The organism is Gilliamella sp. wkB72 (assembly GCF_001693745.1).
Taxonomy (GTDB): domain Bacteria; phylum Pseudomonadota; class Gammaproteobacteria; order Enterobacterales; family Orbaceae; genus Gilliamella; species Gilliamella apicola_E.
The window spans coordinates 151,782-176,187 of record NZ_LZEI01000009.1 but is presented as its reverse complement, the minus strand read 5'-3'; the positions used below and the strand labels follow the sequence as shown (position 1 = coordinate 176,187).

16 protein-coding genes and 1 CRISPR repeat array are annotated in these 24,406 nt (G+C 35.8%); of the genes, 4 read left to right on the top strand and 12 right to left on the bottom strand.

Annotated elements, in window-relative coordinates; all coding sequences use genetic code 11:
- Positions 1-21 precede the first annotated feature (21 nt).
- Both A9G07_RS05235 and A9G07_RS05230 read right to left on the bottom strand, forming a co-directional pair.
- Positions 22-1,113, bottom strand: a complete 1,092-nt coding sequence (locus A9G07_RS05235) for a hypothetical protein (protein ID WP_065734308.1) — start codon at positions 1,111-1,113, stop codon at positions 22-24.
- Positions 1,114-1,653, bottom strand: a complete 540-nt coding sequence (locus tag A9G07_RS05230) for a TIGR04211 family SH3 domain-containing protein (RefSeq protein WP_176713950.1) — start codon at positions 1,651-1,653, stop codon at positions 1,114-1,116.
- Positions 1,654-1,948: 295 nt separating this feature from the next.
- Here A9G07_RS05230 and A9G07_RS05225 point away from each other — a divergent pair, with 295 nt between their 5' ends.
- The 3 genes from A9G07_RS05225 to A9G07_RS05215 all read left to right on the top strand — a co-directional run bounded on the left by A9G07_RS05225 (position 1,949) and on the right by A9G07_RS05215 (position 8,701).
- Positions 1,949-4,066, top strand: a complete 2,118-nt coding sequence (locus A9G07_RS05225) for an alpha-galactosidase (RefSeq protein ID WP_065734306.1) — start codon at positions 1,949-1,951, stop codon at positions 4,064-4,066.
- Positions 4,067-4,395: 329 nt separating this feature from the next.
- A complete protein-coding gene (locus A9G07_RS05220) occupies positions 4,396-5,400 on the top strand; it encodes a substrate-binding domain-containing protein (protein ID WP_065734305.1) in 1,005 nt (334 codons plus the stop codon).
- A 214-nt stretch (positions 5,401-5,614) separates the two neighbouring features.
- The gene (locus A9G07_RS05215) at positions 5,615-8,701 is read left to right on the top strand and encodes a beta-galactosidase (protein WP_256122088.1); all 3,087 of its coding nucleotides are present in this window, start codon (positions 5,615-5,617) and stop codon (positions 8,699-8,701) included.
- Between the two features lie 52 nt (positions 8,702-8,753).
- Here A9G07_RS05215 and recB read toward each other — a convergent pair whose 3' ends face one another.
- From recB to A9G07_RS05200, 3 genes are read right to left on the bottom strand one after another with little or no spacing between them, the layout of a single operon-like run.
- Positions 8,754-12,209 (bottom strand): exodeoxyribonuclease V subunit beta, encoded by a 3,456-nt coding sequence (gene recB, locus A9G07_RS05210; RefSeq protein ID WP_065734303.1) that lies wholly within the window; start codon positions 12,207-12,209, stop codon positions 8,754-8,756.
- Positions 12,188-12,631 (bottom strand): phosphohistidine phosphatase SixA, encoded by a 444-nt coding sequence (gene sixA, locus A9G07_RS05205; RefSeq protein WP_218060002.1) that lies wholly within the window; start codon positions 12,629-12,631, stop codon positions 12,188-12,190. Before sixA ends, recB begins: the two co-directional genes overlap by 22 nt.
- A gap of 25 nt (positions 12,632-12,656) precedes the next feature.
- Positions 12,657-12,953: a YfcZ/YiiS family protein gene (locus tag A9G07_RS05200; protein ID WP_065562196.1), complete on the bottom strand. Its 297-nt coding sequence runs from the start codon at positions 12,951-12,953 to the stop codon at positions 12,657-12,659.
- Positions 12,954-13,099: 146 nt separating this feature from the next.
- Here A9G07_RS05200 and A9G07_RS05195 point away from each other — a divergent pair, with 146 nt between their 5' ends.
- Positions 13,100-14,497 (top strand): MFS transporter, encoded by a 1,398-nt coding sequence (locus tag A9G07_RS05195; protein WP_065734301.1) that lies wholly within the window; start codon positions 13,100-13,102, stop codon positions 14,495-14,497.
- 29 nt (positions 14,498-14,526) lie between these two features.
- Here the strand turns inward: A9G07_RS05195 and A9G07_RS05190 are convergent, their stop codons facing one another.
- The 7 genes from A9G07_RS05190 to csy3 all read right to left on the bottom strand — a co-directional run bounded on the left by A9G07_RS05190 (position 14,527) and on the right by csy3 (position 24,400).
- Positions 14,527-16,287: a DEAD/DEAH family ATP-dependent RNA helicase gene (locus A9G07_RS05190; protein ID WP_081303352.1), complete on the bottom strand. Its 1,761-nt coding sequence runs from the start codon at positions 16,285-16,287 to the stop codon at positions 14,527-14,529.
- Positions 16,288-16,639: 352 nt separating this feature from the next.
- Positions 16,640-17,491: a lipoprotein NlpI gene (gene nlpI, locus A9G07_RS05185; RefSeq protein WP_065734300.1), complete on the bottom strand. Its 852-nt coding sequence runs from the start codon at positions 17,489-17,491 to the stop codon at positions 16,640-16,642.
- A gap of 25 nt (positions 17,492-17,516) precedes the next feature.
- Positions 17,517-19,631, bottom strand: a complete 2,115-nt coding sequence (gene pnp / locus A9G07_RS05180; protein ID WP_065562199.1) for a polyribonucleotide nucleotidyltransferase — start codon at positions 19,629-19,631, stop codon at positions 17,517-17,519.
- Between the two features lie 317 nt (positions 19,632-19,948).
- Entirely contained in the window at positions 19,949-20,218 is a 270-nt protein-coding gene (gene rpsO, locus A9G07_RS05175) for a 30S ribosomal protein S15 (RefSeq protein ID WP_065562200.1), read from the bottom strand.
- A 146-nt stretch (positions 20,219-20,364) separates the two neighbouring features.
- Positions 20,365-21,288, bottom strand: a complete 924-nt coding sequence (locus A9G07_RS05170; RefSeq protein ID WP_065562201.1) for a LysR family transcriptional regulator — start codon at positions 21,286-21,288, stop codon at positions 20,365-20,367.
- 201 nt (positions 21,289-21,489) lie between these two features.
- Positions 21,490-22,477: direct repeats of the CRISPR family, unit length 28 nt; unit sequence TTTCTAAACAACTTATGCAGCTGTAAAG.
- A 349-nt stretch (positions 22,478-22,826) separates the two neighbouring features.
- Positions 22,827-23,390: a type I-F CRISPR-associated endoribonuclease Cas6/Csy4 gene (gene cas6f, locus A9G07_RS05165; RefSeq protein ID WP_065734299.1), complete on the bottom strand. Its 564-nt coding sequence runs from the start codon at positions 23,388-23,390 to the stop codon at positions 22,827-22,829.
- A gap of 5 nt (positions 23,391-23,395) precedes the next feature.
- Positions 23,396-24,400: a type I-F CRISPR-associated protein Csy3 gene (gene csy3 / locus A9G07_RS05160; RefSeq protein ID WP_065734298.1), complete on the bottom strand. Its 1,005-nt coding sequence runs from the start codon at positions 24,398-24,400 to the stop codon at positions 23,396-23,398.
- Positions 24,401-24,406: the final 6 nt, after the last annotated feature.

Genomic DNA, 24,406 nt, shown 5'->3' with positions numbered 1-24,406 from the left:
TGACAATTGATTAAGATGCAATCAAATACCGTTTAATAACGCTTCAATTCGCCTTTTTTGTAACTCATCTTGAATCAACTTTCCTTTATAACCTTCAGCAATAATATTTTGAACATTGACGCCATGAGCTAATTTATATGCCCTTTCTAGGTACTTTGCTTGTGGAAATGATTCTGTTTTAGCATAAGATTGGCTAGCAATAATTAATTGATTCAGATGATGAGGATTACGCCAAACATCTATTCGATTGAATAAATCAATAATTTGTTCAGCTGTTAATTGTGTCACGTTTTCAACTTTAAGACGGTATTGCTGCACCATTATCGCTAATTTTGTATATTGATTTGGTGCTTTAATTTGTGAACAAAGTTTCTCTGCTTCAGTTGCTAATTCACCAAATAATACTGCAAAACGAACCGTTAAATCATCGGTTAATAAAGTAGATTTCTTTAATGCATCTGCAACAGTATTAGAAAGAATTAATGATGGAAATAATATCGCCAAAGCACCACATTGTTTTAACACTTGAAAATAAACTTGTGGATCGGCACTTGCTAATGCCTTCTCGGTCTCTTTCCAAACACGCTCTGGAGTAAGAGTATTTATTTCTCCAGCTAAAACCATCTCTTCCATTAACTTTTGTGTTTCAGATGCGATTCTAAAACCTAAATGATAATAACGAGCAGCAAATCGAGCAACTCGTAACACTCGTAAAGGATCTTCTCTAAACGCAGGGGAAACATGACGCAATAATTTAAGTTTGATATCATCAATACCATGATAAGGATCGACAAGATTACCATCTTCATCCATGGCGATAGCATTAATAGTCAGGTCTCGGCGGATAAGATCTTGCTCTAAGGTAATATCCTTACTAAAGTCACAAATAAATCCAGTATAGCCTTTACCCGATTTTCGCTCGGTTCGAGCTAAGGCATATTCTTCTTTTGTTATGGGATGTAAAAAGACTGGGAAGTCTTTACCAACTTGTTGATAACCTAGAGCTAAAAGCTCATCGGGTGTAGAACCAACTACAACCCAATCTCGATCAACAAGAGGAAGATGTAATAATCTATCTCGAACAGAACCGCCAACAAGATAGAATTTGCTCATTTAGCGCATCCAGCGATCTTTTTTGCGGCGACCCGGCATAATAGCTGGCAAAATTAAACCTAATAGGAATCCACCACCAGCGACTAAGCCACCATAAGTAAACCAAGTAACAATAAGGTCTCGTCGCTTGTCATCAACTTGATTTAGCATTGATTCAAGTTTAGTGTCTTGTGATTTATTGATTTGTTCTAATTCTTTATTTCTAGCTTGTAGGCTTTCAATTGTTTGTTCGGCTTGTTTTAATTTTTCGGAATAATCATTGATAGCATTTTGTCTATACTGCTCTGCGTTATCAACCTTATCTTTATATTCCGCAAGTTTTGACTCTAACGTTGGGACAAGTACTCTAAGGCTAGGTTGATCTTTTAGTTTATTTGATTCAATCCAAGCCGAGCTACCGTTAGGAAGTTGTATCCGGGTGTATTTACCGTCAGCGCTTTTCTCTAGTTCTGTAACTTTTTCCCCTGCTTTAACAGCATTCGTATAGGCATATTGAGAACCTGGACCGCGGCGAAGATAAATATCAACATTTTCAGTCACATATCTATCTGCTGCTTCAACACTAAAAACCAGCGCAATTAAAGAAAATAAAGTAATAATATTTTTCATAATATTTTAAAATTTCACCCATGATTAAAAATCATAATAACACAAAATACTGCCTTTTCGCACAACCATTTGCAATAAAAATTGCTTAATTAACCATTTTAGAAAAATAAAATGGAAACGATTACATTAATTGAGATCTTAATCACAAAATTAAAAATTAATCATATTAATTAATGAAAATTATTATTATTCTATATCGGAAAAGTGATTAACCTTTGGAGAGAATATGAATTGCCATCTTAGAACCCGCGATATAGATATTATCTTACGCACCCAACCTTATGCTGAACTCTGCTATTTTGGTAAACGATTACAAAACGTAAATCTTGATGATATCGATATGCTTATACCTGCCGTACCCAATTCACGTATTGATATCGATGTCCCGTTCACCCTTTGTCCTGAGGAAGGAGTAGGAAACTTTAGCACGCCAGGACTAGAAGGTCATCGAAATGGTAAAGATTGGTCACCAGTTTTTGTTACCAAAAAAGTAACCAAGAAAAAAAATGATATAACTATAATTAGTGAAGATAGTATTGCAAAACTTCGTTTGACTAGTAAGCTGATTTTAGACGAAACCGGTGTATTACAATGTCAAAATAGTCTGACTAATCTAGGTAAAGAACCATATCAAGTCAACCGTTTATCTGTAACATTACCAATTCCTGAACGTGCACAAGAATTAATGGCATTTAGTGGTCGTTGGATTAAAGAGTTCTTCCCTCACAGAACAAAAATCGAACATTGTGGATACCTGCAAGAAAACCGCCGTGGTCGTACTTCACACGAATACTTTCCGGGTATGGTAGTTGGTACCGATGGATTTAAAGAACAAACTGGTGAAGTTTGGGGTATCCATTTAGGTTGGAGTGGTAATCATCGTATCCAAGTTGCAGTGAAAAGTAATGGTAAGCGCTTCATCCAAGCCGAAGCGCTTTATCTTGCTGGAGAAATATCATTAGCTAAAGGTGAAACTTTAAGTACTCCTTGGCTTTATGCAACCTATAGTAATGAAGGCTTAAATAAGATGAGCCAGCATTTCCATCAATTTTTACGCCAAAATATTATTCATTTCGCAAGCGATAAACCTCGTCCTGTCCATCTTAATACTTGGGAAGGAATCTTCTTCGATCACAACCCAGATTACATCATGAAAATGGCGACAAAAGCAGCACAACTGGGTGTTGAACGTTTTATCATTGATGATGGTTGGTTTGGCAAACGTGATGATGATTATCAAGCCTTAGGCGATTGGTATTTAGATAAACGCAAATATCCAAAAGGACTTGAACCAGTTATCAAACATGTAAAAAAACAAGGAATGGAATTTGGTATCTGGGTTGAGCCAGAAATGATCAGTAAAAACTCTGATCTTTATCGAGCACATCCTGATTGGTTACTTGAATTACCTGGCTACAATCAACCTGAAGGCCGTCATCAATACTTACTTGATTTACAAAATCCAGCGGTATTTGATTATCTACTCGAAAGATTAAATTGGTTACTCGGTAGTTATGATATTGACTATATTAAATGGGATATGAATAGAGAAATTGTTCAGGCAGGCCACGAAGGTCACCCAGCTGTAGTTGGACAAACTAATGCGGTTTATCGTTTAATGGATATTCTGCTAGAAAAATATCCTAATGTTGAAATTGAATCATGTTCTTCTGGTGGTGGTCGTATAGATTTTGAAGTGTTAAAACGTACTCAACGTTTTTGGGCCTCAGATTCAAATGATGCATTAGATAGACAAATCATACAACGAGGTATGAGCTACTTCTTCCCACCTGAGGTAATGGGTGCTCATATCGGTGGCAAAACTTGTCACACCACCTATCGTGAATTAGATATGAATTTACGAGGTTTAACAGCATTATTTGGACATATGGGTGTTGAGCTCGATCCAGTGAAAGAATCGGCAGAAGAACAAAAAGGTTTTACTCATTATATCCGTTTACATAAACAGCTACGCCCATTATTGCATAGTGGTAATAGTGTACGTTTAGATGTTGATGATAGCGCAGCTATGCAAAGCTATGGTGTGGTCAGTCAGGATAAAAAAGAAGCAGCATTTATTATAGCGCAATTGGCATTACCGACTTATGCATTAAGTGGTAACTTACGCTTAGTTGGATTATTAGCTGATAAGCAATACAAAATCGAAATTCTAGATCTACCTGATCACATTGATCCGAAAGTAAATGGTCACGCCATGAAATCATTTCCAAAATGGATGACAACAGATACCACACTGTCAGGAGATTGGTTAATGAATATCGGCTTACCATTACCTGTACTCGATCCTGCTACCGCAATGTTAATAAAAGTTACGGCAAAATAGTACGAACTAGTTAAAATTTAACTAATTTGAGGGGAATTTAGTCAATTAATCATTCCCCTTATTAATAAATTACAACTGAAACGATTCAGGCGTCAATGCTTTGTTGGCAAAGCCAAAATTTTGCTTTATTATCATACATTAAGTCATAAAAGTGAGCAGATATCTGTATCAGCTATTTAAGATAAGTAAGAACGTATTCTGTAATATTTCATAACTTCATTATGAATCATTTTTGGCTTAGTTATTAACAGTTCTACTTAACTTGATACCAACACCAAACTAATAATAAACTTTAAAAAAGTTACGGTAATAATTTAAAAGGTTTTTTTATGGCGACAATAAAAGATGTTGCACATTTAGCTAAAGTTTCTGTTGCGACAGTCTCGCGAGTGATTAACAACGCCGAAAACGTTAGTGATACCACACGCGAAACCGTAAAAAAAGCCATGGAAAAATTAAGTTATTATCCTGATGCTAATGCTCGTGCATTATCACAACAAAACTCTAATACTATTGGAATTGTTGTGGCTGACGTATCCGATCCTTTTTTTGGCGCTATGGTTAGCACGGTAGAAAAAGTTGCATCCAAAACAGGACATTTTTTGCTAATTGGTAATGGTTACCATAATGAACAACAAGAATATAATGCAATAACTCACTTAATAGAGCATCGCTGCTCATCACTAGTCGTTCATGCAAAAATGTTACCCGATAGCAGATTGATAAAATTAATGGAGCAAGTGCCAGGGATGGTATTAATCAATCGGCTATTGAAAGGTTTTGAAAAGCGTTGTATTGCTCTAGATGACCGTTATGGTTCATATCTAGCCGTAAAACATTTAATCCAGCATGGACATACTAAAATTGGATATTTATGCTCTAACCATGAAATTTCTGACTCGTCCGATCGGTTACAAGGCTATAAAGATGCATTAATTGAACACAATATTGATGTTAATGAAAACTTTATTGCCTTCTCCTCACCTAATGAAGAAGGAGGAGAACAAGCAATGATGTCACTATTGGAACGTAATCGAGAAATTACCGCAATTGCCTGTTATAACGACTCAATGGCCGCTGGTGCAATGTCAGTGTTATATGATAACGACATAAAAATTCCAGCAGAAATTTCCATTATTGGATTTGATGATTTGCTACTTGCGCGCTATTTACATCCAAAATTAACCACCATCCGTTACCCACTTCATACAATGGCTGAACAAGCTGCGGAACTGGCATTATGCTTGGCAAAAGGCGAATCACCTTCAGCAAATTTAATTAATATATATACGCCCACCCTCTCTAAACGGTATTCAGTCTATCCAATTGAATAATTGATACAAAGTATAAATTAATCAAAGTATACCTACCAATGTAATCGCATACATAAAAAATTAAAATTATAAAAATAAAGTCAATCAAATAAAAATGTATTCGATTACACAAATGTTAACTTGATCACTGTTTTCAATAATTGAATCATTATAATTAAAAAGTCAAAAAAGATTTTAGACATTATCAGATATACTTGAACAAATGGAGAGGCTTATGAATCCGTCCCTAGATGATATTATCAACAGACAAGATTGGAATAATCTATCTGTATTAAGCATGAACAAACTTGATACCCATCCAAAATTTCATAGTTGGCGAAACAAGCAAAGTGCTAAAAATAATGCTGATTCAAGTGCCATTATTTCACTTAATGGTGACTGGTTTTTTAGTTATTATCAAAATCCTAAACAAGTACCTGTATCATGGTTAAAAAAAGAAATAGATAAAAATACTATTCCAGTTCCATCAAATTGGCAATTACATGGCTATGATGCGCCTGTTTATACTAATATCCGATATCCATTTCCTTATAATCCCCCATTTGTTCCTGAAGATAACCCAACTGGTTGCTATTCTCGCTATTTTAAAATTGATAAAAAATGGTTAAATAAAGGGGACACAAGAATTATATTTGATGGTGTCAGCTCAGCATTTCATCTTTGGTGTAACGGCAATTGGGTTGGCTATTCACAAGACAGTCGCATCGCTGCTGAATTTGATTTAACGCCTTTTTTAAAAGAAGGTGAAAATCGAATTGCTGTATTAGTATTGAAATGGTGTGATGGTAGTTATTTAGAAGATCAAGATATGTGGCGATTAAGTGGTATTTTCCGTGGAGTTTCACTACTTAACAAACCAAAATCACATTTGAGTGATATTCATGTTAAAACAGAGCTTGACGCTTGCTATCAAAATGCAATATTAACATTGCAAGTTAACGTAAAGCATGACAGTGAGATGGACATGCTAAATGTCGGTATTGAGTTATGGCAAAAAGACAAACTCATTCTTGAACAAACGCAACCAATCGGAATATCTTTTGTTGATGAAAAAGGTGGATATAATGACCGAATGACATGCCATATTCCCGTCAATAAACCACAATTGTGGAGTGCCGAAACCCCAAATCTTTACCGACTAGTTGTTAGCTTAAATCATAAGAAAACCGGCTTGATTGAATCAGAGGCTTATAATATTGGTTTCCGAACTGTTGAAATCAAACATGGGCAACTCTGTTTAAACGGTAAACCACTTCTTATTAAAGGAACTAACCGTCACGAATTTTATCCTGATATGGGCTATGCTGTTACCGAACAAGCCATGTTGCACGATATCAAGTTAATTAAACAGCACAACTTCAACGCTGTACGTTGCAGCCATTACCCTAACGATCCTCGTTGGTATGAACTTTGTGATGAATTTGGACTATACGTAGTTGATGAAGCCAATATTGAATCGCACGGCATGTTCCCAATGTCTCGATTATCTGACGATCCTCGTTGGTTAGCAGCTTATAGTGAACGAGTAACTCGCATGGTTCAACGTGACCGAAATCATCCTGCCATAATTATTTGGTCATTAGGAAATGAATCAGGGCACGGGGCAAATCATGATGCACTATACTCATGGATAAAAAGCAATGACCCAACTCGTCCAGTGCAATATGAAGGTGGTGGTGCCAATACTAAAGCTACTGACATTATTTGCCCTATGTATGCCCGAGTTGAACAAGATCAACCTCATCCTAATGTGCCTAAATGGGCGATAAAAAAATGGATATCCATGCCAGATGAAGAGCGACCACTCATTTTATGTGAATATGCTCATGCAATGGGAAACAGTCTAGGTGCATTCTATAAATATTGGCAAGCCTTTAGACAATATCCTCGATTACAAGGAGGATTTATTTGGGAATGGGCTGATCATGGTATTCGTTGCCATACCAAATCTGGCGAAAGTTATTGGGCTTACGGTGGTGATTTTGGTGAAGCGTATCATGATAGACAATTTTGTTTAGACGGTTTAGTGTTTCCTGATCGCCAAGCACACCCAAGTTTAATTGAAGCTAAAAAAGTACAACAACCTTTCCAATTTAAACTTGTAAACCAAAAACCATTAGTTATTGAAGTAAAGAGTGAGTATTTATTTTATACTACTAACAATGAAACATTAGAATGGGAATTGTTGGTTGATGGTAAAATCCAACTGAGTGGTAAAGTTAAACTGACTATTTCACCTAATAACCCTATTGAACTCAAACTTATAGATGACATTGATAATAACTTTGATGGTGAAGAATTACACTTATCACTCAGAGTCATCCAAAATAGAGCTACTACTTGGTCTCCAGCAAAACACGTTGTGGCTTGGGAACAATTTAAATTAACCAATAGTTTTATTCCACAATTAGCATTTAGTAACAACAAAACATCACTAAAATTAACTGAAAATAAAACCGAATTAGTTGTTAATTGGAAGAACCAGAGTTGGCAAATCAACAAAAAAACTGGCCAACTTAGTCAATGGAGCAAAAACAAAAAACCACTATTAGCCAGCGCTATTGCAGATCAGTTTATACGAGCACCAATCGATAATGATATTGGAATTAGTGGTGACTTTGACAGTAATAACAATCCATATGCATGGGTCGAACAGTGGAAGGCGGCGGGTTACTTTGATTTAAGCCACAAATGTTTAGCAATAAGAGCATCACAAACTGAGAATTATGTGATCATTGAAGTTTTGCACAGCTACTCGGTGAAAAAACGCAAAGTTATTCAAAGTAAGTGGGTACATCAGTTTGATCAAGATGGTATCTTAACTATCTCAGTTGAAGTGGACATAGCCAATGACATGCCAGCACCAGCTCGTATAGGTTTGACGTATCAATTAAAAGGGATACCAAAACAGGTGAAATGGCTTGGCTTAGGACCACATGAAAATTATCCAGATCGAAAAACTTCAGCGATTTTTGGTGATTGGTCATTACCATTTTCTGAACTTTACACACCTTACATTTATCCATGTGAAAACGGCCTACGCTGTGATGTAAAACAATTAACACTTAATGAGATGATGATTACTGGTCATCAATTTAAATTTAACATCAATCAATATGGAACAAAACAGTTGATGGAAAAAAGCCATAGACACTTATTAGAACCACAACAAGACGCCTATGTCAGTATTGATGCTTATCATATGGGAATAGGCGGTGATGATTCTTGGACACCAAATGTTCACAGTGAATATTTACTAACCGATAAACATTATCGATATCAACTAAAATTTAAATGTTGATTCACATAATTTCTTCAAAAAATTAAAGGCACAACTATTTGTGCCTTTTTATTTAAGCTAAATTCTCACCATCAAACAATTTATCAAGTTTCTCAATAAACTCTTGTTTTGGTAGGTGGTAAAAAATACCTTTATCAGGAAGCCCACGTAAGAATAAATAGTAAACTCCGCCAAAATAAGTTTCATATCGATAGTCGGGTAAACGACTTCGCAAAAATCGATGCAACGCCAAACAATAAAGTTGATATTGCAATTCATAACGATGCTCACACATTACTTGATTTAATGCTTGCTCAGTATAGGCCTCTATACCATCACCTAACCAATTTGATTTATAGTCAACAATATAATATTTACCTTGATACTCAAACACTAAATCGATAAATCCCTTTAACATGCCTTGTACCGTTTCAAAATCTAAAGGTGGACACTGTTTAGATAAATCATCGTATTGTTTGCATAAACTATCTAGTTGCGAGCTAGTTACGGCATGGCGAATAGGAAAATAGAATTGTAGTTCATTAATGCATTTGCTATTTAAAATACTGGCTAATGTCGAACAATCTTGATGTAGCTTAGTTGTTAATACTTGTTGAAGCCAATCATTTAGTACCCTTAACCAAGGTTCATCTAAACCCAATTTTTTAATCGTAGTTGTACATAATTCATCGGCATTACTTGGCGTTAAATTTTCCATAATGGAATGTAACAATGTACCAACATAAGCACCTTTGGGGAAATGATGAATGTCATATTGCACCTCAGATAATAAAGAAGCATCTGGCGGTACAAGACTCTCACTCCAATCACTAGCTAAATTAAAACCATTGTTATGTTTTTGTAACTCGGTATAGCTTGTCACTCGCCAACTATTAGATAATTTACGTTTAAATTCATTAGCAGCCAGTAACATATTAGGAGCTTCTGTGGCAGTATACTGCTCCCCCAATATAGGTAATTGTAGTTCAACCAAATCAGCAAATTTACCAATCGAGCGTAATTGGCCTTTTAATAAATAATCAATTGCTGATTGACTCTTTTTCAATGATGCTAAGCCAACACTACAATGATAGATTGAGCGCGTCATCGCCACATAAAGTAATCGTAGATCTTCAGCTAAACGTTCATCTTCAATTTGTTGTTTGACATCATCGGTTAATAACCAAGCATAAGTGGGTTGATAATCATTATTTTTATCATGATAAAACTGACTATCTGAATTACGAAATTGGGCAGCAAATGGTAACCATACAATAGGAAACTCTAAACCTTTTGATTTATGGATCGTAATAATTTTTACTAAATTTTCATCGCTTTCTAAGCGTTGTTCATGATTTTCTATATTAGAGTCAGGGCTGACAATTTGCCTAGATAACCAACGAACCAAAGCATGCGGGCTATCTAGTTCATCAGCGGCTTCTTGCAGCAATTCGCCTAAATGCATAAAGTTAGTTAATGTACGTTCACCATTTGGGCTAGCTAGGATATTTTCAGCTAACTTACGCTTTTTCATCATCCTCCGCAACATTACTAATACACCATAATATTGCCAAATAATCTGGTACTGTTTGAACTCCTCTATCAACCCTTCCCATTTATCTTGATCATCGATAATTTGCTCCAGCTCGGCCATTGTTTGCCCTAATAGTGTCGTCATTAAAGCTAAACGCAAAGCCGCTTCATTTTCGGGCATTAAAACAGCTTGTAATAGATAAAGAATCTCTTGTGCTTCTTTAGATAGGAATACGCTATTGCGATTGGATAAATAAACGCTTTTAACCCCAAAAGCAGCCAATTTTTGTTGGATGATTTCGGCTTCGCGCCCAGTTCGGACTAAAATCGCAATATCAGCAGTGGTGATTGAACGATGCTCATCTTTATCCTTTATCAAAATTGTTGGATCTGTCAACCAAGTCACAATTTGCTTAGCGCAACAGCTAGCAATATGTTCTTGATAATCTGTTTTTGTGGTAACTTCATCAGGTAATAAATAGGCTGTTAACGCATTAACTTCACGTTGATTGATGATCAATCCTTTATGCTGATTTCTTTCAGCACTTTCCATTGGAAAAAAAGAAATATTTTCAAAAATAAAAGGATTATCATGATTGCTAAATAGTGCATTGACTGCATCAACCATAGACGATGAGGAGCGATGATTAACCTGCATAGTAAAATTATTTTCACCGGTTGATAATTTCGCTTTTAGATAAGTAAAAATATCCGCACCACGAAAACTATAAATAGCTTGCTTCGGATCACCAATAAACAGTAAACCGGTTGATTCAGGATAACGACCATAGATACGATCAAAGATTTTATATTGCACAGGATCAGTATCTTGAAATTCATCAATCAAAGCCACGCAATATTTTTGCGCAATACTTTGTGCTAATCGCTTTCCATTTCTAGCTCGTAAGGCGCGATTTAACTGGCTTAATAAATCGTCAAAACTCATCTTACCAAGTTTAACTTTTTGCGCATAAATACCTTTTTGAATAACGCGAACGATATCCATTAAAATTTCGCTACGTAAATCAATAGCACTATTGCATAACCAATCGATCTTTTCAAAAACAACATGAACAGGAGGATCTTTATCTTGCTTAGTTTTTTCAATTAAAATCGATTGGCTAAATTTCGTTAATTCACTAGGTATTTTGAATGATTGGGTGGGTAATTGAGCCCAAGCAGTCACTTTAGCAAACCAATTTGGTAAAAAGCGGTTATTATAAGATTGTTTATTAACTCCTGATCGAGCAATGATTTCAGGAAGATCTGCAACAGAATCTAACCACAGTTTTTTAACTAATTCGATCTGCTCAAAATGTTTTCGATAAAACTGCTCGATCTTTTTAGTAATGTCAAAATTCTCTTCTTGCGATTGATCAAATTCAAAATTTAAATAAGGATTAATATCTGATAATAACGATTTTGGATCTTGCCAATAATCAAGAATTAAATAAACTAACTCTCTATCAAGCGGAACAAAATAGTGACGCCAAAAATCTTGGACAACTTGTAACTTTAGGTCTTGCTCATCAGTAATTAGCGTCTGCTCAAACAGTACCCCAGATTCAAAAGCATGGCTAGTTAAAATGCGTTGACAAAAACCATGGATAGTATAAATCGCTGCATCATCCATTGATTGCTGAGCTTGAGTTAGTCTTTGGATAGCATCATCTGTATCTTCAACTAAATCAATTAGCTGTTGATAGATAGGATCTTCATGACGACCTTGTAAAAGTCCTAAACGCAGTTCTTGGATATTTTGTCTTATTCGCGATCGAAGTTCTTGAGTTGCAGCTTTTGTAAAAGTCACAACTAAAATTTGATTAACCTCGAGCGGTGTAGGATAGTTATTTTTACCAATCCCAAGTAATAACCGGAGATAAATGAATGCGAGCGAATAGGTTTTACCAGTCCCAGCCGACGCTTCGATCAGCGTTCGACCTGTTAACGGTAAATCAAAAAGATTAAGTTTTTTTATTCCACTACATGAAACCATTCTAACTTTCCTGCCGCATTGGGTGATAGTTCAACACAAGCAATAGCAGCTGTAGGAAACATTGGTGGTGAAACATCTGGACATAATTCATTAACCAAATAACCAACTAAAGGAAGATGGGAAACAATAATTACATTCTCGATCCCTCGAGCGGGAAGTGTCATTAATAAATCGGCAATATGGGAAGGACTTCCACCTGGCACCAAAAAATTATCAGTTTCAACTTTAGGTATGTGGCAGTATGAAGACAATTCAGAGAAAGTTTGTTGTGCTCTTAGATAAGGACTAACTAACCCTAAATCAAATTTGAAATCTTGCTGATTAAGCCATATACCAGCCAAACTGGCTTGTTTTCTACCAAAATCAGTCAATGATCGACTTGCATCAGATGAAGCAGAAAAACCTGCTTCACCATGCCTCATAATACAAATCTTCATAAAACAGGGATTAACGTAATTTTAATTGGAAGATCATACATTCTGCACCACAACAGAAAGTAAATTTAGCTGTCAATTTATAGCCATTTTCTACTTTATCGATGCTGCTATTGATTTCGCAAGGTTCTGTTTCAACATCTTTAGCTGCTTGTGTCAAAGAGGCTAATTTTGCTTTTGCTTCTGATTCAGTTGTGAAAATATTTTCATATTCTGCACTACAATCTTCATTATCAATAATTGTGCCGACATCAACACAACAACAAGCTGGTGTTTCATTAGCTTTACATTTATTTAGAGAATCTGTCATCCTATACCTCTGTTCACCGATTGAATTGGTATTAGTATACTCTGAATAAACACCAAGGGCAAAATGTAAAAAAGCTTTACCACGGCAAAAATTTTTAGCGTATATTAGTTCCTAATTTTTATATTTTTGAATTAATTTGTAATATTATGGAACAGTATAATCACGTTCGTAAAATGGCTATTTTAGTAGCGGCAACCTTCTTCATGGAAAATCTAGACGCTACGGTGATAACCACAGCAATTCCCGCAATGGCGAAATCATTTTTAACTAATCCACAAGATTTATCTATCGGTATTAGCGCCTATATGTTAGCACTTACAATTGGCCTTCCCGCGAGTGGCTGGATCGCAAATCGATTTACAGCTTATCGTGTCTTCTCGATTTCAATTATATTATTTATGTTGGCATCAATATTGTGTGCTTTATCGACTAACCTAACCATGTTTACTATCGCAAGATTGATTCAAGGTTTAGGGGGATCATTAATGGTGCCAGTAGGTAGAACAGTAGTACTAAGTCGAACGGAAAAACAGCATCTTGTTAGCACAATATCAATTCTCGTTTGGCCAGGTTTAATTGCACCATTGATGGGACCAATTATTGGTGGATTCTTTGCCCAATATCTCACTTGGCATTGGATATTTATCCTCAATATTCCATTAGGCTTTATTGCATTATTTTTCGCTCATCACCTATTACCTAAAGAACTACCTGAAAAACGCTCATTTGATATTGTAGGATTTATCGCTTGTGGCTTAGGCTTATTATTGTTTGTGTATGGACTTGAAATGGTTTCCCACTCAAATAGTCGTTTATGGCTAGCTCTCGGCACTTCCTTTGCAGGTTGCCTAATATTAATCTTCGCCTATTATCATCTCACGCACACACAATACCCATTAATTAGCTTATACGCATTTTCAAAACGCACATTTAGAATGACCTTCTTTGGAGGCTCACTAATACGGATGGGCTTGAACAGCGCTCCATTTATTTTACCACTAATGTTTCAAATCGGTTTTGGATGGTCACCATTAACAGCTGGTTCCTTATTACTTTCACTATTTGCAGGAAATATCATTTTCAAAACCATTAATACACCTTTAATTCACAAGTTTGGGTTTCGTAAAATTCTAATCGTTAATGGTCTATTATTATCATTTAGTTTTGTATTGTGTGCGCTCTTCACACCAAAAACACCAATCATTTGGATTATATTGGTTTTATTCTTTTCTGGTGGTGCACGATCGATCCAATTTACTACAATAACAACCTTAAGTTTTTCAGAAATTGAAAAAAACGAAATGCAAAGCGCTAATATTTTATCAACCCTTTTTCAACAACTAAACAACGTGCTAGGCATTGTTTTAAGTGCCTTATTTCTATTTATTGCGTCAAGCTATAATGGACATAATCAGATAATGGTTGAAGATTTTCGGTTAGCATTATTTATGGTGGCAGGAATGACTTTATTGGCGATGATTGATTTTATCACGTTACCCAAAAATGCTGGCAACAATTTAAATGAAAAAAAACCTCTGCCATAAGATGCAGAGGTTTAAGATGAATTAAAGTCCTAAAACTTAGGTGCTGATGGGCGACCCCGTTTTTTCGCAAAACCTTTATCCTTAGACTCAGGTTTACTACTTCTACTTCCACGCTTAGCTTCAGATGGTTTACCTGTAACTAAACTCATTTTCATCGGTTGATTTAGCACTCTAACGCGCTCAAAGTGCTTAAGGATATCTTTAGGCATACCTTTTGGTAATTCTACTGTTGAATAAGTCTCGTAAAGTTTGATATTACCAATATAGCGACTACTAATATCAGCTTCATTGGCAATTGCACCAACAATATGGCGCACTTCAACACCGTTTTCTTTACCAATTCCAATACGGTACATATCCATCTCGCCAACATCTCGACGCTCACGACGTTTTGGAGACTCACGATTATCGCCTCGTAAACGACGCTCACCACTTCGACCATCACGATACTCTCTTGTTGGTTTAAAGACCGGATCAGGAGGAAGAATTAACGGACGATCACTTTGTGCTAAACGTAACAGTGCAGTTGCAATCGTTTCAAGATCTGCACCACTATCAGCTTGGATTTGAGTTAATAACGATTGATACTGATCTAAATCCGCACTCTCAAGTTGTTGTTGAACTTGCTGAGTAAATTTAGCCAAACGACGTTTTTCAAGCAATTCTTTAGATGGTAGTGCCACTTCCGGAATGGGTTTCTTGATAGTTTGCTCAATATTTTTAAGCAAACGACGCTCACGACTATCCACAAACAAAATCGCTCGCCCTGCTCGTCCAGCGCGTCCAGTTCGTCCGATACGATGAACGTACGATTCAGAATCAAGTGTAATATCATAGTTAATTACTAAACTAATACGCTCAACATCTAACCCACGTGCTGCAACATCGGTTGCAATTAAAATATCTAACCGACCATTACGTAAACGATCGAGTGTTTGTTCTCGTAGTTGTTGCGTCATATCACCATTTAAGGCTGCACAACTATAACCATATTTTTCTAATACTTCTGCTACTTCTAAAGTTGCAGTTTTAGTACGCACAAAAACAATCGCAGCATCAAAATCTTCAGCTTCTAAGAAGCGCACAATTGCTTCATTCTTACGCATACCGCGTACTAACCAATAGCTTTGATCAATATCGGGAGCCGTTTGATTAGTCCCTTTGATTTGCACTTCTTTTGGATTATGCATAAAACGTTTAGTAATACGACGAATTGGGGCTGGCATAGTTGCTGAAAACAGCGCCGTTTGATGATCTTCTGGAATTGAAGCCATAATGCTTTCAACATCATCAATAAAGCCCATTCTTAGCATTTCATCAGCTTCATCTAATACTAAACCTTTAAGATTAGAAAGATCTAAAGTCTTACGGTTTAAATGATCTAATAAACGACCAGGTGTCCCCACAACAATTTGAGGGCCTTGTTTTAATGCACGCAATTGCACATCATAACGTTGACCACCATAAAGAGCTAATACTTTAACCCCTTTTACATATTTAGAATACTCAGCACAAGCATCAGCAACTTGAATAGCTAGCTCACGTGTTGGTGCTAAAACCAATAATTGTGGCGCTTTCAAATTAGCATCAATATTCATTAAAAAAGGTATTGAAAAGGCTGCAGTCTTACCACTACCTGTTTGAGCCATACCTAATACATCATTACCCTCTAAGAGTAAGGGAATACATTCAGCTTGGATTGGTGATGGTTTCGTAAAACCAAGATCATTTAATGCATTAAGGATTTCCTCAGATAAACCAAGGTCAATAAAAGATATTTCTTTTGTCATGTAAACTCGCTTATAAATTTGCCTATATACGCTTAATATTTGGTTAGGATTACATTTGATCGTTATTAATCAAGATAATTCATGAGGATTACTGCATACATCACAAATTATGACTATACCAAAATAAAGAAGCCTATATAAATTTATGCCAGCTCACTAAATTGAAAATTTACAACTCACCCCAATAACTAACAACCAATACTTACTCAATCAAATAGCCATTTATTCTAATGCAATTGATATTTGAAAAAATACAATTGATAAGAAACATGTAAAGAATCGAGAATATATTTTGGGCAAATCAGAACTACGCTATAACAATATTTTCACTTTTAAACTGGCATGACCCTTGTTACTTTTCGTCAAGTAACTTAATTTCATAGAGCGCCTGTTGATGTTCAACAAAGTTATAAATATTATTTGCTAAAGCATATTTAAATAACATTTTGGCACGCTCATTGTTACCTTTACTTTGGTAATATTTACCTAAATAAAAGTAAGCTTCACAAAGGCGCTCGGCTAATTGCCGATCATTTTCAACACCTTGTTGAAGGTTTTGCATTAATTTAGATTCGCTTATCTTACCTAAATAAAATGCAATGATATTACTGCCATAACTCGATTTATCGTTAATAAGATCGTAACGTTTTTGTAGCTGAGTTAAGGCAGCTTGTTTATCTATTTCTTTTTCAATCAAATAAAGCCATAAAATTCGAATAGGCTCATTGACATCATATTTATAAAATTTTTCTGCATCAAGCTTTGCAGCTTGATAATGCCCTGTACGATACAGAGTTACTGCACGATTAAAATAGGCATAAGCATAAGAAGAATCCAGCTCTAATGTTGTATTAAACGCCATCATCGCATTATCGAAATCACCGTCTCTTAACGCATAAGTACCCAGAAAATTATATACATCTGGAATTTCTGGGTTAAAGCTTAAAAGATGGTTAAAATCACTTTGTGCAAATGCTTTAAAACCTAATGAATCGTAAATAATTCCTCGTTCAAAAATAAGCTGCATCCTAGATGGGGTATCAAGATCGCGACTTGATAACTGCTGACTAATTTGCGCTATTTTCAATTCATCGTCATAGGTAACTTGCTCAGGAGCAACAAGTAACGGCTGAGAATTTGAACAACCTGACAAAATAATGACTGCAAGAATACAGCACAACATCCTCAGGTTGAATAATCTCATTTTTTAACTCCTGGTGAATAATATCTTATTCAGCTGCTGGCTCAACATCAGAATTCGGCTCAACAGCATCTTTCATACTTAAACGAATTCGACCTTGGCGATCAATTTCAAGTACTTTAACATTCACTTCTTGACCTACTTTCAAGTAGTCTGCAACTTTCTCAACACGGTGATCAGCAATTTGAGAAACATGAACAAGTCCTTCTTTACCACCAATAATTGATACAAAAGCACCGAAATCAACAATACGGGTTACCTTACCAGTATAGATTTTACCAATTTCAACATCAGCAACTAAATTATTAATACGTTCGATTGCATCTTTAGCCTTATTGCCATCAGTTGCCGCAATTTTAACTGTACCATCATCAGTAATTTCAATGGTAGTACCAGTCTCTTCAGTTAGTGCACGAATCGTAGCACCACCTTTACCGATAATATCGCGTATTTTATCTGGATTAACATTCATCGTATAGATACGAGGAGCAAATTCAGAAATTTCCTGACGAGGTTTATTAATTGCTTGTTCCATCACCCCTAAAATATGCAAGCGAGCACCTTTAGCTTGATTTAATGCAACTTGCATAATTTCTTTAGTGATACCTTCAATTTTGATATCCATTTGAAGCGCACTCACACCTTCACGGGTACCGGCTACTTTGAAGTCCATATCACCTAGATGATCTTCATCACCTAAAATATCAGATAACACCACAAAGTTATCGCCTTCTTTCACAAGCCCCATTGCGATACCTGCAACAGAAGACTTAATTGGCACACCAGCATCCATAAGCGCTAATGAAGCACCACAAACTGAAGCCATTGAAGAAGAACCATTAGATTCAGTAATCTCTGAAACCACACGAACAGTATATGGGAACTCTTCTTTACTTGGCATTACAGCAGCAACACCACGCTTAGCTAAACGACCATGACCAATTTCACGACGTTTTGGCGAACCAACCATGCCAGTTTCACCTACTGAGTATGGAGGGAAGTTGTAGTGTAATAAGAATCGCTCAGTATACTCACCAGTTAACTCATCAATAATCTGAGCGTCACGTTCAGTTCCTAATGTTGCTGTCACTAGTGCTTGAGTTTCACCACGCGTAAATAAAGCACTACCATGCGTTCTTGGTAATACATTGGTACGAATATCAAGCGCACGAATCATATCTTTTTCGCGACCATCAATACGTGGCTCACCAGCGATAACACGTTGACGAACGATTTGACTTTCTAAATCAACAATAATATTGATAACTTCGTTTTCATCAAGCTCTTCGTCTTTCTCTTTAAGTACCGCTAACACTTCTTCTTTAATCAAATCGATTTGTGCATAACGAGCTTGTTTTTCAGTGATACGATAAGCCTCACCTAAACGAGCTTTAGCTAAGTCAGAAACAGCATTAAACAGCTCTTCATTTTTAGCAGGTGCAACCCAATCCCATTTTTCACAATTCGCTTTCGCTACAAACTCATTAATATTATCAATAACAACTTGTTGTTGATCATGACCAAAAACCACCGCAGCTAACATCTGATCTTCAGTTAACAAATCAGCTTCTGATTCAACCATTAACACGGCACTTTTGGTACCTGCAACAACCAAATCTAAACGGCTTGATGCTAGCTCTTTAACTGATGGATTTAGCACAAACTCATCATTGATAAAACCAACACGTGCTGCGCCAATTGGACCATGGAACGGTACACCAGATAAACAAAGCGCAGCCGATGCACCAATCATCGCCACCAAATCAGGGCTAACATCTGGATTTACAGACACCACAGTTGCAATGATTTGAATCTCATTAACAAAACCTTCTGGGAATAAAGGACGAAGTGGACGGTCAATTAAACGAGCAATTAACGTTTCGCCTTCGCTCGGACGACCTTCTCGTTTAAAGAAACCACCTGGAATACGGCCTGCTGCATAAGTACGTTCTTGATAGTTAACGGTTAAAGGAAAGAAGTCTTGCCCTTCTTTCACTTTCTTATTAGCTACTACAGTCACAAAAACCGCAGTATCGTCCATATTGACCATAACCGCAGCTGTTGCTTGACGCGCCATAATACCCGTTTCTAATGTAACTGTATGACGACCATATTGAAATTTTTGATATGTCGGATTAAACAAAATAAATTCCTCTTGTTATAAATCATGTTGAAGTTTGATATTTCGACAGGAAGCAGCGCAATGCTGGAACATATTGATACACACTTCAACCATGTGGGGGATACTCAACAAAAGATTATTTCACTGTCACGACTAATGACAAATCTATAAATTATAGAGCTCTCATTAGTCGCGCGAAACATGAGACATAATCTTCTATTTTTATTAATTTTTCTCTACAAAGCAATTAAACATGCTTTTCGAGCTCAGCATTATAGCAAAGCCCTAAATTTATACAACGAAAAAGAGGCCTAAGCCTCTTTTCAAGTAGATAAATATTAGCGACGTAAACCTAGTTTTTGAATCAACTGGTTATAACGGTCAAAGTCTGTACGACGTAAATAATCTAATAATTTACGACGGCTAGAAACCATACGTAATAAACCACGACGGCTATGGTGATCTTTCTTATGCTCAGAAAAATGACCTTGTAAATCATTAATACGCGCAGTTAAAAGAGCGACTTGAACTTCAGTTGAACCAGTGTCGTTAGTACCACGACCATATTCAGCAACGATTTTCGCTTTTGCTTCTACAGTTAGAGACATAATAAACCTCTTAAAATAAATAAAAAAATGGAATGACCGATCTCTAATTCAGACATTCCTCGGTATTCATATAATCAATATATGAATTGTGCGCAATTATACTGGAATTTATTGAAATAGCAATTTGATTTAGTAATTTAAAACGCTTATTTAAGTTTAAAACCATATTCTTCTTGGATAAGCTTTTTCAACGCTTCAATATAATTTTGCGCCGACAAACTTAATTGCGCTTTTTGCGAAGTTATCCAACCGATTAAAATCTTCTCATCAACGGCTAAAGGAATAGACAAAATATCCGAACCATTCAAATCAGTACTGAGCACGCCAGTACTAATTGTATAACCATTTAACCCATGCAATAAATTAAACAACGTCGCTCTGTCACTTACATGAATACTTTTCTTATGATAGACGGTACTTAAAATCTCTTCCGAAAAATAAAAAGAGTTATATTCACCCTGTTCAAAAGAGAGATATGGAAAATCCTCCAAATCTTCAAGCGTCAACGACTTCATAGCAGCTAAAGGATGATGGGTGCTAATAAACACATGAGGATCGGCTTCAAACAAAGGATTAAAAGTAAGACGATGCTCTTTAAGCAGACGCAAAATCACCTTTTGATTAAAATCGGTCAGATACAAAATACCCACTTCACTACGCAAATTGGCAACATCAGTAATGATGTCGTAAGTCCGCGTTTCACGTAAGGTAAACTCATATTCATCTGTATGATTCTTCTTGATTAAATTAACAAACGCATTAACTGCAAACGCATAATGTTGCGTTGAAATACTGCATAACTGCTTAGAGGGTTCTTTTTTTGAAAAATGTTGCTCCAACAATTGAGCTTGATCTAAAACCTGCTTAGCATACCCCAAAAATTCCACACCATCAGCCGAGAGTGAAACCCCTTTTGATGTTCTTACAAAAATCTCGATACCGAATTCGGCTTCCAAATCCTTAACCGCAGTAGAAAGACTAGGCTGAGTAATATAAAGATTCTTAGCAGCCTCATTAATCGAGCCTGAGCGAGCTATTTCTAAAATGTAACGTAATTGTTGAAGTTTCATAATATTACAAGCGACCAAAACTAATCTTAATTAAGAATATAAGCTACTATAAACATTGTAAGTATAATTGTACAGAAAAAGGAAAATAGCTTGTTTGTAGGATTAATCGGTGTATTTTTAAGTTTCAAAAACCCCTTTCCTCAACTTTTTATGCTTCTCTTTCATAAGATTTTATTGTGTCCTCATTCACCATTGATAGGGTTTATAAACTGCTTATGCAGCTGTAAAGATTGCAGATGAGTTTTTCGAGGTTGAAATAAATTTCTAAACAACTTATGCAGCTGTAAATCTGATGCTGAAAAAATTCAAGACTATGTGTTATTTCTAAACAACTTATGCAGCTGTAAAGAAAAACCCGCAGGATATGCAGAATGCCCCTGATTTCTAAACAACTTATGCAGCTGTAAAGAGCTGCCGACCAACGAAGCACTGCGTCAGCATTTTCTAAACAACTTATGCAGCTGTAAAGTAATTTGTTATGGCTTTATTTCGATTCCTGCTTTTCTAAACAACTTATGCAGCTGTAAAGACTAATATTGGGAATCGTTTTAAAAACTCGCTTTTCTAAACAACTTATGCAGCTGTAAAGATGGTTTTCCATGGTAAATAATTTCAATTCAATTTCTAAACAACTTATGCAGCTGTAAAGGGTATCAGGCTAAAGAAAAGACTTTAGGCGAGTTTCTAAACAACTTATGCAGCTGTAAAGCTCGTAAATATGCAACGCTCTATCAAGAAAAATTTCTAAACAACTTATGCAGCTGTAAAGATGACATCTAACATCTTCGACTACATCGACAATTTCTAAACAACTTATGCAGCTGTAAAGGGTATCAGCGCAAAACCGTAAACGATTATATTTTTCTAAACAACTTATGCAGCTGTAAAGCATCACTGAGTAACGAGTGCATTGCCTTTGCTTTTCTAAACAACTTATGCAGCTGTAAAGAGGTGGCATAAATGGAAATGACAACATTAAAATTTCTAAACAACTTATGCAGCTGTAAAGAACAATTATCTAATTTTGTTAAAACTGAAACATTTCTAAACAACTTATGCAGCTGTAAAGATATAGACGTTCAGCTAGTGATCTAATTTCGTTTTCTAAACAACTTATGCAGCTGTAAAGTTGGTATAAATGCGGGTAATGTTTTAAATGCATTTCTAAACAACTTATGCAGCTGTAAAGTAGAACATTACATACTATAAACATCGTTTATAAAAAGACAAAGAGTAATTTTAGTTTTCAAAACCCTTTTTTTTAACGATTTTACAATATATTGATTTTTAATAATTTTATTTTTAGCTAAAAAAAAGGGTTATTAAAGTTTATATTTTGAACTCCACAAAATCCCATTCCTCAACTTTTTTGCTGTGAAACAGCCCAAAAAAACTGTTTAGTTTAAAGTAAATTCACGGCAACACTGTAAGGTATTTTTTGCATTTGAAAAAAGCTTTCTTCAAAAAATTTTGAAGTTTATCTTACTGAGCATGATAAAAAGCGTTAAGGGCATTATGATAATGCCCTTAATACTTAATTAAAAATCAGGGATGGTTGCTATTTTGCTTAGTCCATAACTGTTAAATTTACCCTGCACAGGTGTTGTACATTTTTCTTGTCTTAACCACATGATAAAGTTTTGACCAGTGCTTTTGCTGGTGAAATGAAGATGTGGATAATTTAATTGAACACTACTCCATTTTTCAATCATTTTATTTTTTACTTCATCTGACCATTTACCTTGTGCAGTTAAACGTTTTTCAGCTCGTCTTAAAGCGCTTTGCCCTTTAGGATTGACGCGAATTAAACGTAGGTAACCTTTAATATTAGTTGGAACCGGGGTTATTGGTAAGGCGATAGTATAATCACTAACCACCGTCTGCAAGGCAGTTTTAAATTGTTGTAACTGAACTTCATCACCAAATAATCGAATAATTCCGCCTAATGTGCGATTAACATTATAACAAGGAAAACTGACCGCAATATTACCTTGATAATTAACCAAAACTTGATGAAGTGATTGCATAACTTGATTAATCACTTCTGTTTCGGTTATCTCAAGTTGTGGGATTGCTCTTAGTTCAAAATAGTGAGTGAGCATAATAATTACTCCTTACCACTTGCACCAAATACACCACCGCGAATCAGTACTGCTATGACATAATGTTGTTGTTCAAGTGATGGCTTTTCCCCTTTTAGTACCCAGTTATCAAATAGCGTGTAAAAGTCATGTTTTTGTTTAGGTTGACGGAAAGCATGCCCCATAGTTGTGACGGCACCATAAGGCTCGATAGCAATCGGAAACTCAGCTTTGTCATCATACCAGGTATCAATGGTTCGAATAGCATTGCTGATTTTTTGCGAGTGCATAGCTGCACATTCGTTTTTCTCATAAAGTACTTTACTTTTTGTTTTTCCAGTATCTAAGATTAACTCTTGTGAAGGATACACTTCTTGACCTAAGCCCATTTTTAATTTGGCTACTATGTCGAAGATAATAAATTCTTTGTTAGATAGTCCAGCTTCGATAAGTTTAGCAAGATCTTCTATTGCTTTATCTTCGTAATCAAATGAGTTAAGTTGATATTGTTTAACATCATTTACATGAATAACAGGTTTATTATTGTGAATGATCGAAATAGTGATTTGTTCAGCAGCCATGCGATTACGCCATAACCAACGACCATTAAGTATATTAATGGCATAACGTTTAGCAAGCGTTTTCATACCGTTAGATTTTATATAATCGTTGGTCACTTTTGTTAATTCTTCTTGATACTCGATATTATTACATACTGATGGTTTGCCTAAAAATGGCAGAACTTTACAACTCCATTTAACCACTAATGTATCTTTATCGGTATCTAACGCAGCGGTATCAACCGTTTGTAAATTAGCCTTTTGAATTTCGGCATCTAATTTTGCGGGATCATTAGTAACAGCATTTTTAAGGCGATTAGAAATTGTCCCTCGAACGGATTTTTCTGATATAAAAACAGGATATAAATTGTTATCGTCTGTATCAACTTGTTGTAAAAAAACGGCATCCGAAATATCAAAACTGCGTTCGAATGCTAAAACTGAAGCGGTTGCGATTTTATCTTTACTCATAATTTC

Bases quoted from the DNA above. Each gene is read 5' to 3' on its own strand.
- A9G07_RS05200 (WP_065562196.1), bottom strand. From the start codon at position 12,953: ATGACAGATTCTCTAAATAAATGTAAAGCTAATGAAACACCAGCTTGT.
- sixA (WP_218060002.1), bottom strand. From the start codon at position 12,631: ATGAGGCATGGTGAAGCAGGTTTTTCTGCTTCATCTGATGCAAGTCGA.
- recB (WP_065734303.1), bottom strand. From the start codon at position 12,209: ATGGTTTCATGTAGTGGAATAAAAAAACTTAATCTTTTTGATTTACCG.
- A9G07_RS05190 (WP_081303352.1), bottom strand. From the start codon at position 16,287: ATGACAAAAGAAATATCTTTTATTGACCTTGGTTTATCTGAGGAAATC.
- A9G07_RS05195 (WP_065734301.1), top strand. From the start codon at position 13,100: ATGGAACAGTATAATCACGTTCGTAAAATGGCTATTTTAGTAGCGGCA.
- A9G07_RS05215 (WP_256122088.1), top strand. From the start codon at position 5,615: ATGAATCCGTCCCTAGATGATATTATCAACAGACAAGATTGGAATAAT.
- rpsO (WP_065562200.1), bottom strand. From the start codon at position 20,218: ATGTCTCTAACTGTAGAAGCAAAAGCGAAAATCGTTGCTGAATATGGT.
- A9G07_RS05220 (WP_065734305.1), top strand. From the start codon at position 4,396: ATGGCGACAATAAAAGATGTTGCACATTTAGCTAAAGTTTCTGTTGCG.
- cas6f (WP_065734299.1), bottom strand. From the start codon at position 23,390: ATGCTCACTCACTATTTTGAACTAAGAGCAATCCCACAACTTGAGATA.
- A9G07_RS05170 (WP_065562201.1), bottom strand. From the start codon at position 21,288: ATGAAACTTCAACAATTACGTTACATTTTAGAAATAGCTCGCTCAGGC.
- csy3 (WP_065734298.1), bottom strand. From the start codon at position 24,400: ATGAGTAAAGATAAAATCGCAACCGCTTCAGTTTTAGCATTCGAACGC.
- A9G07_RS05225 (WP_065734306.1), top strand. From the start codon at position 1,949: ATGAATTGCCATCTTAGAACCCGCGATATAGATATTATCTTACGCACC.
- nlpI (WP_065734300.1), bottom strand. From the start codon at position 17,491: ATGAGATTATTCAACCTGAGGATGTTGTGCTGTATTCTTGCAGTCATT.
- A9G07_RS05235 (WP_065734308.1), bottom strand. From the start codon at position 1,113: ATGAGCAAATTCTATCTTGTTGGCGGTTCTGTTCGAGATAGATTATTA.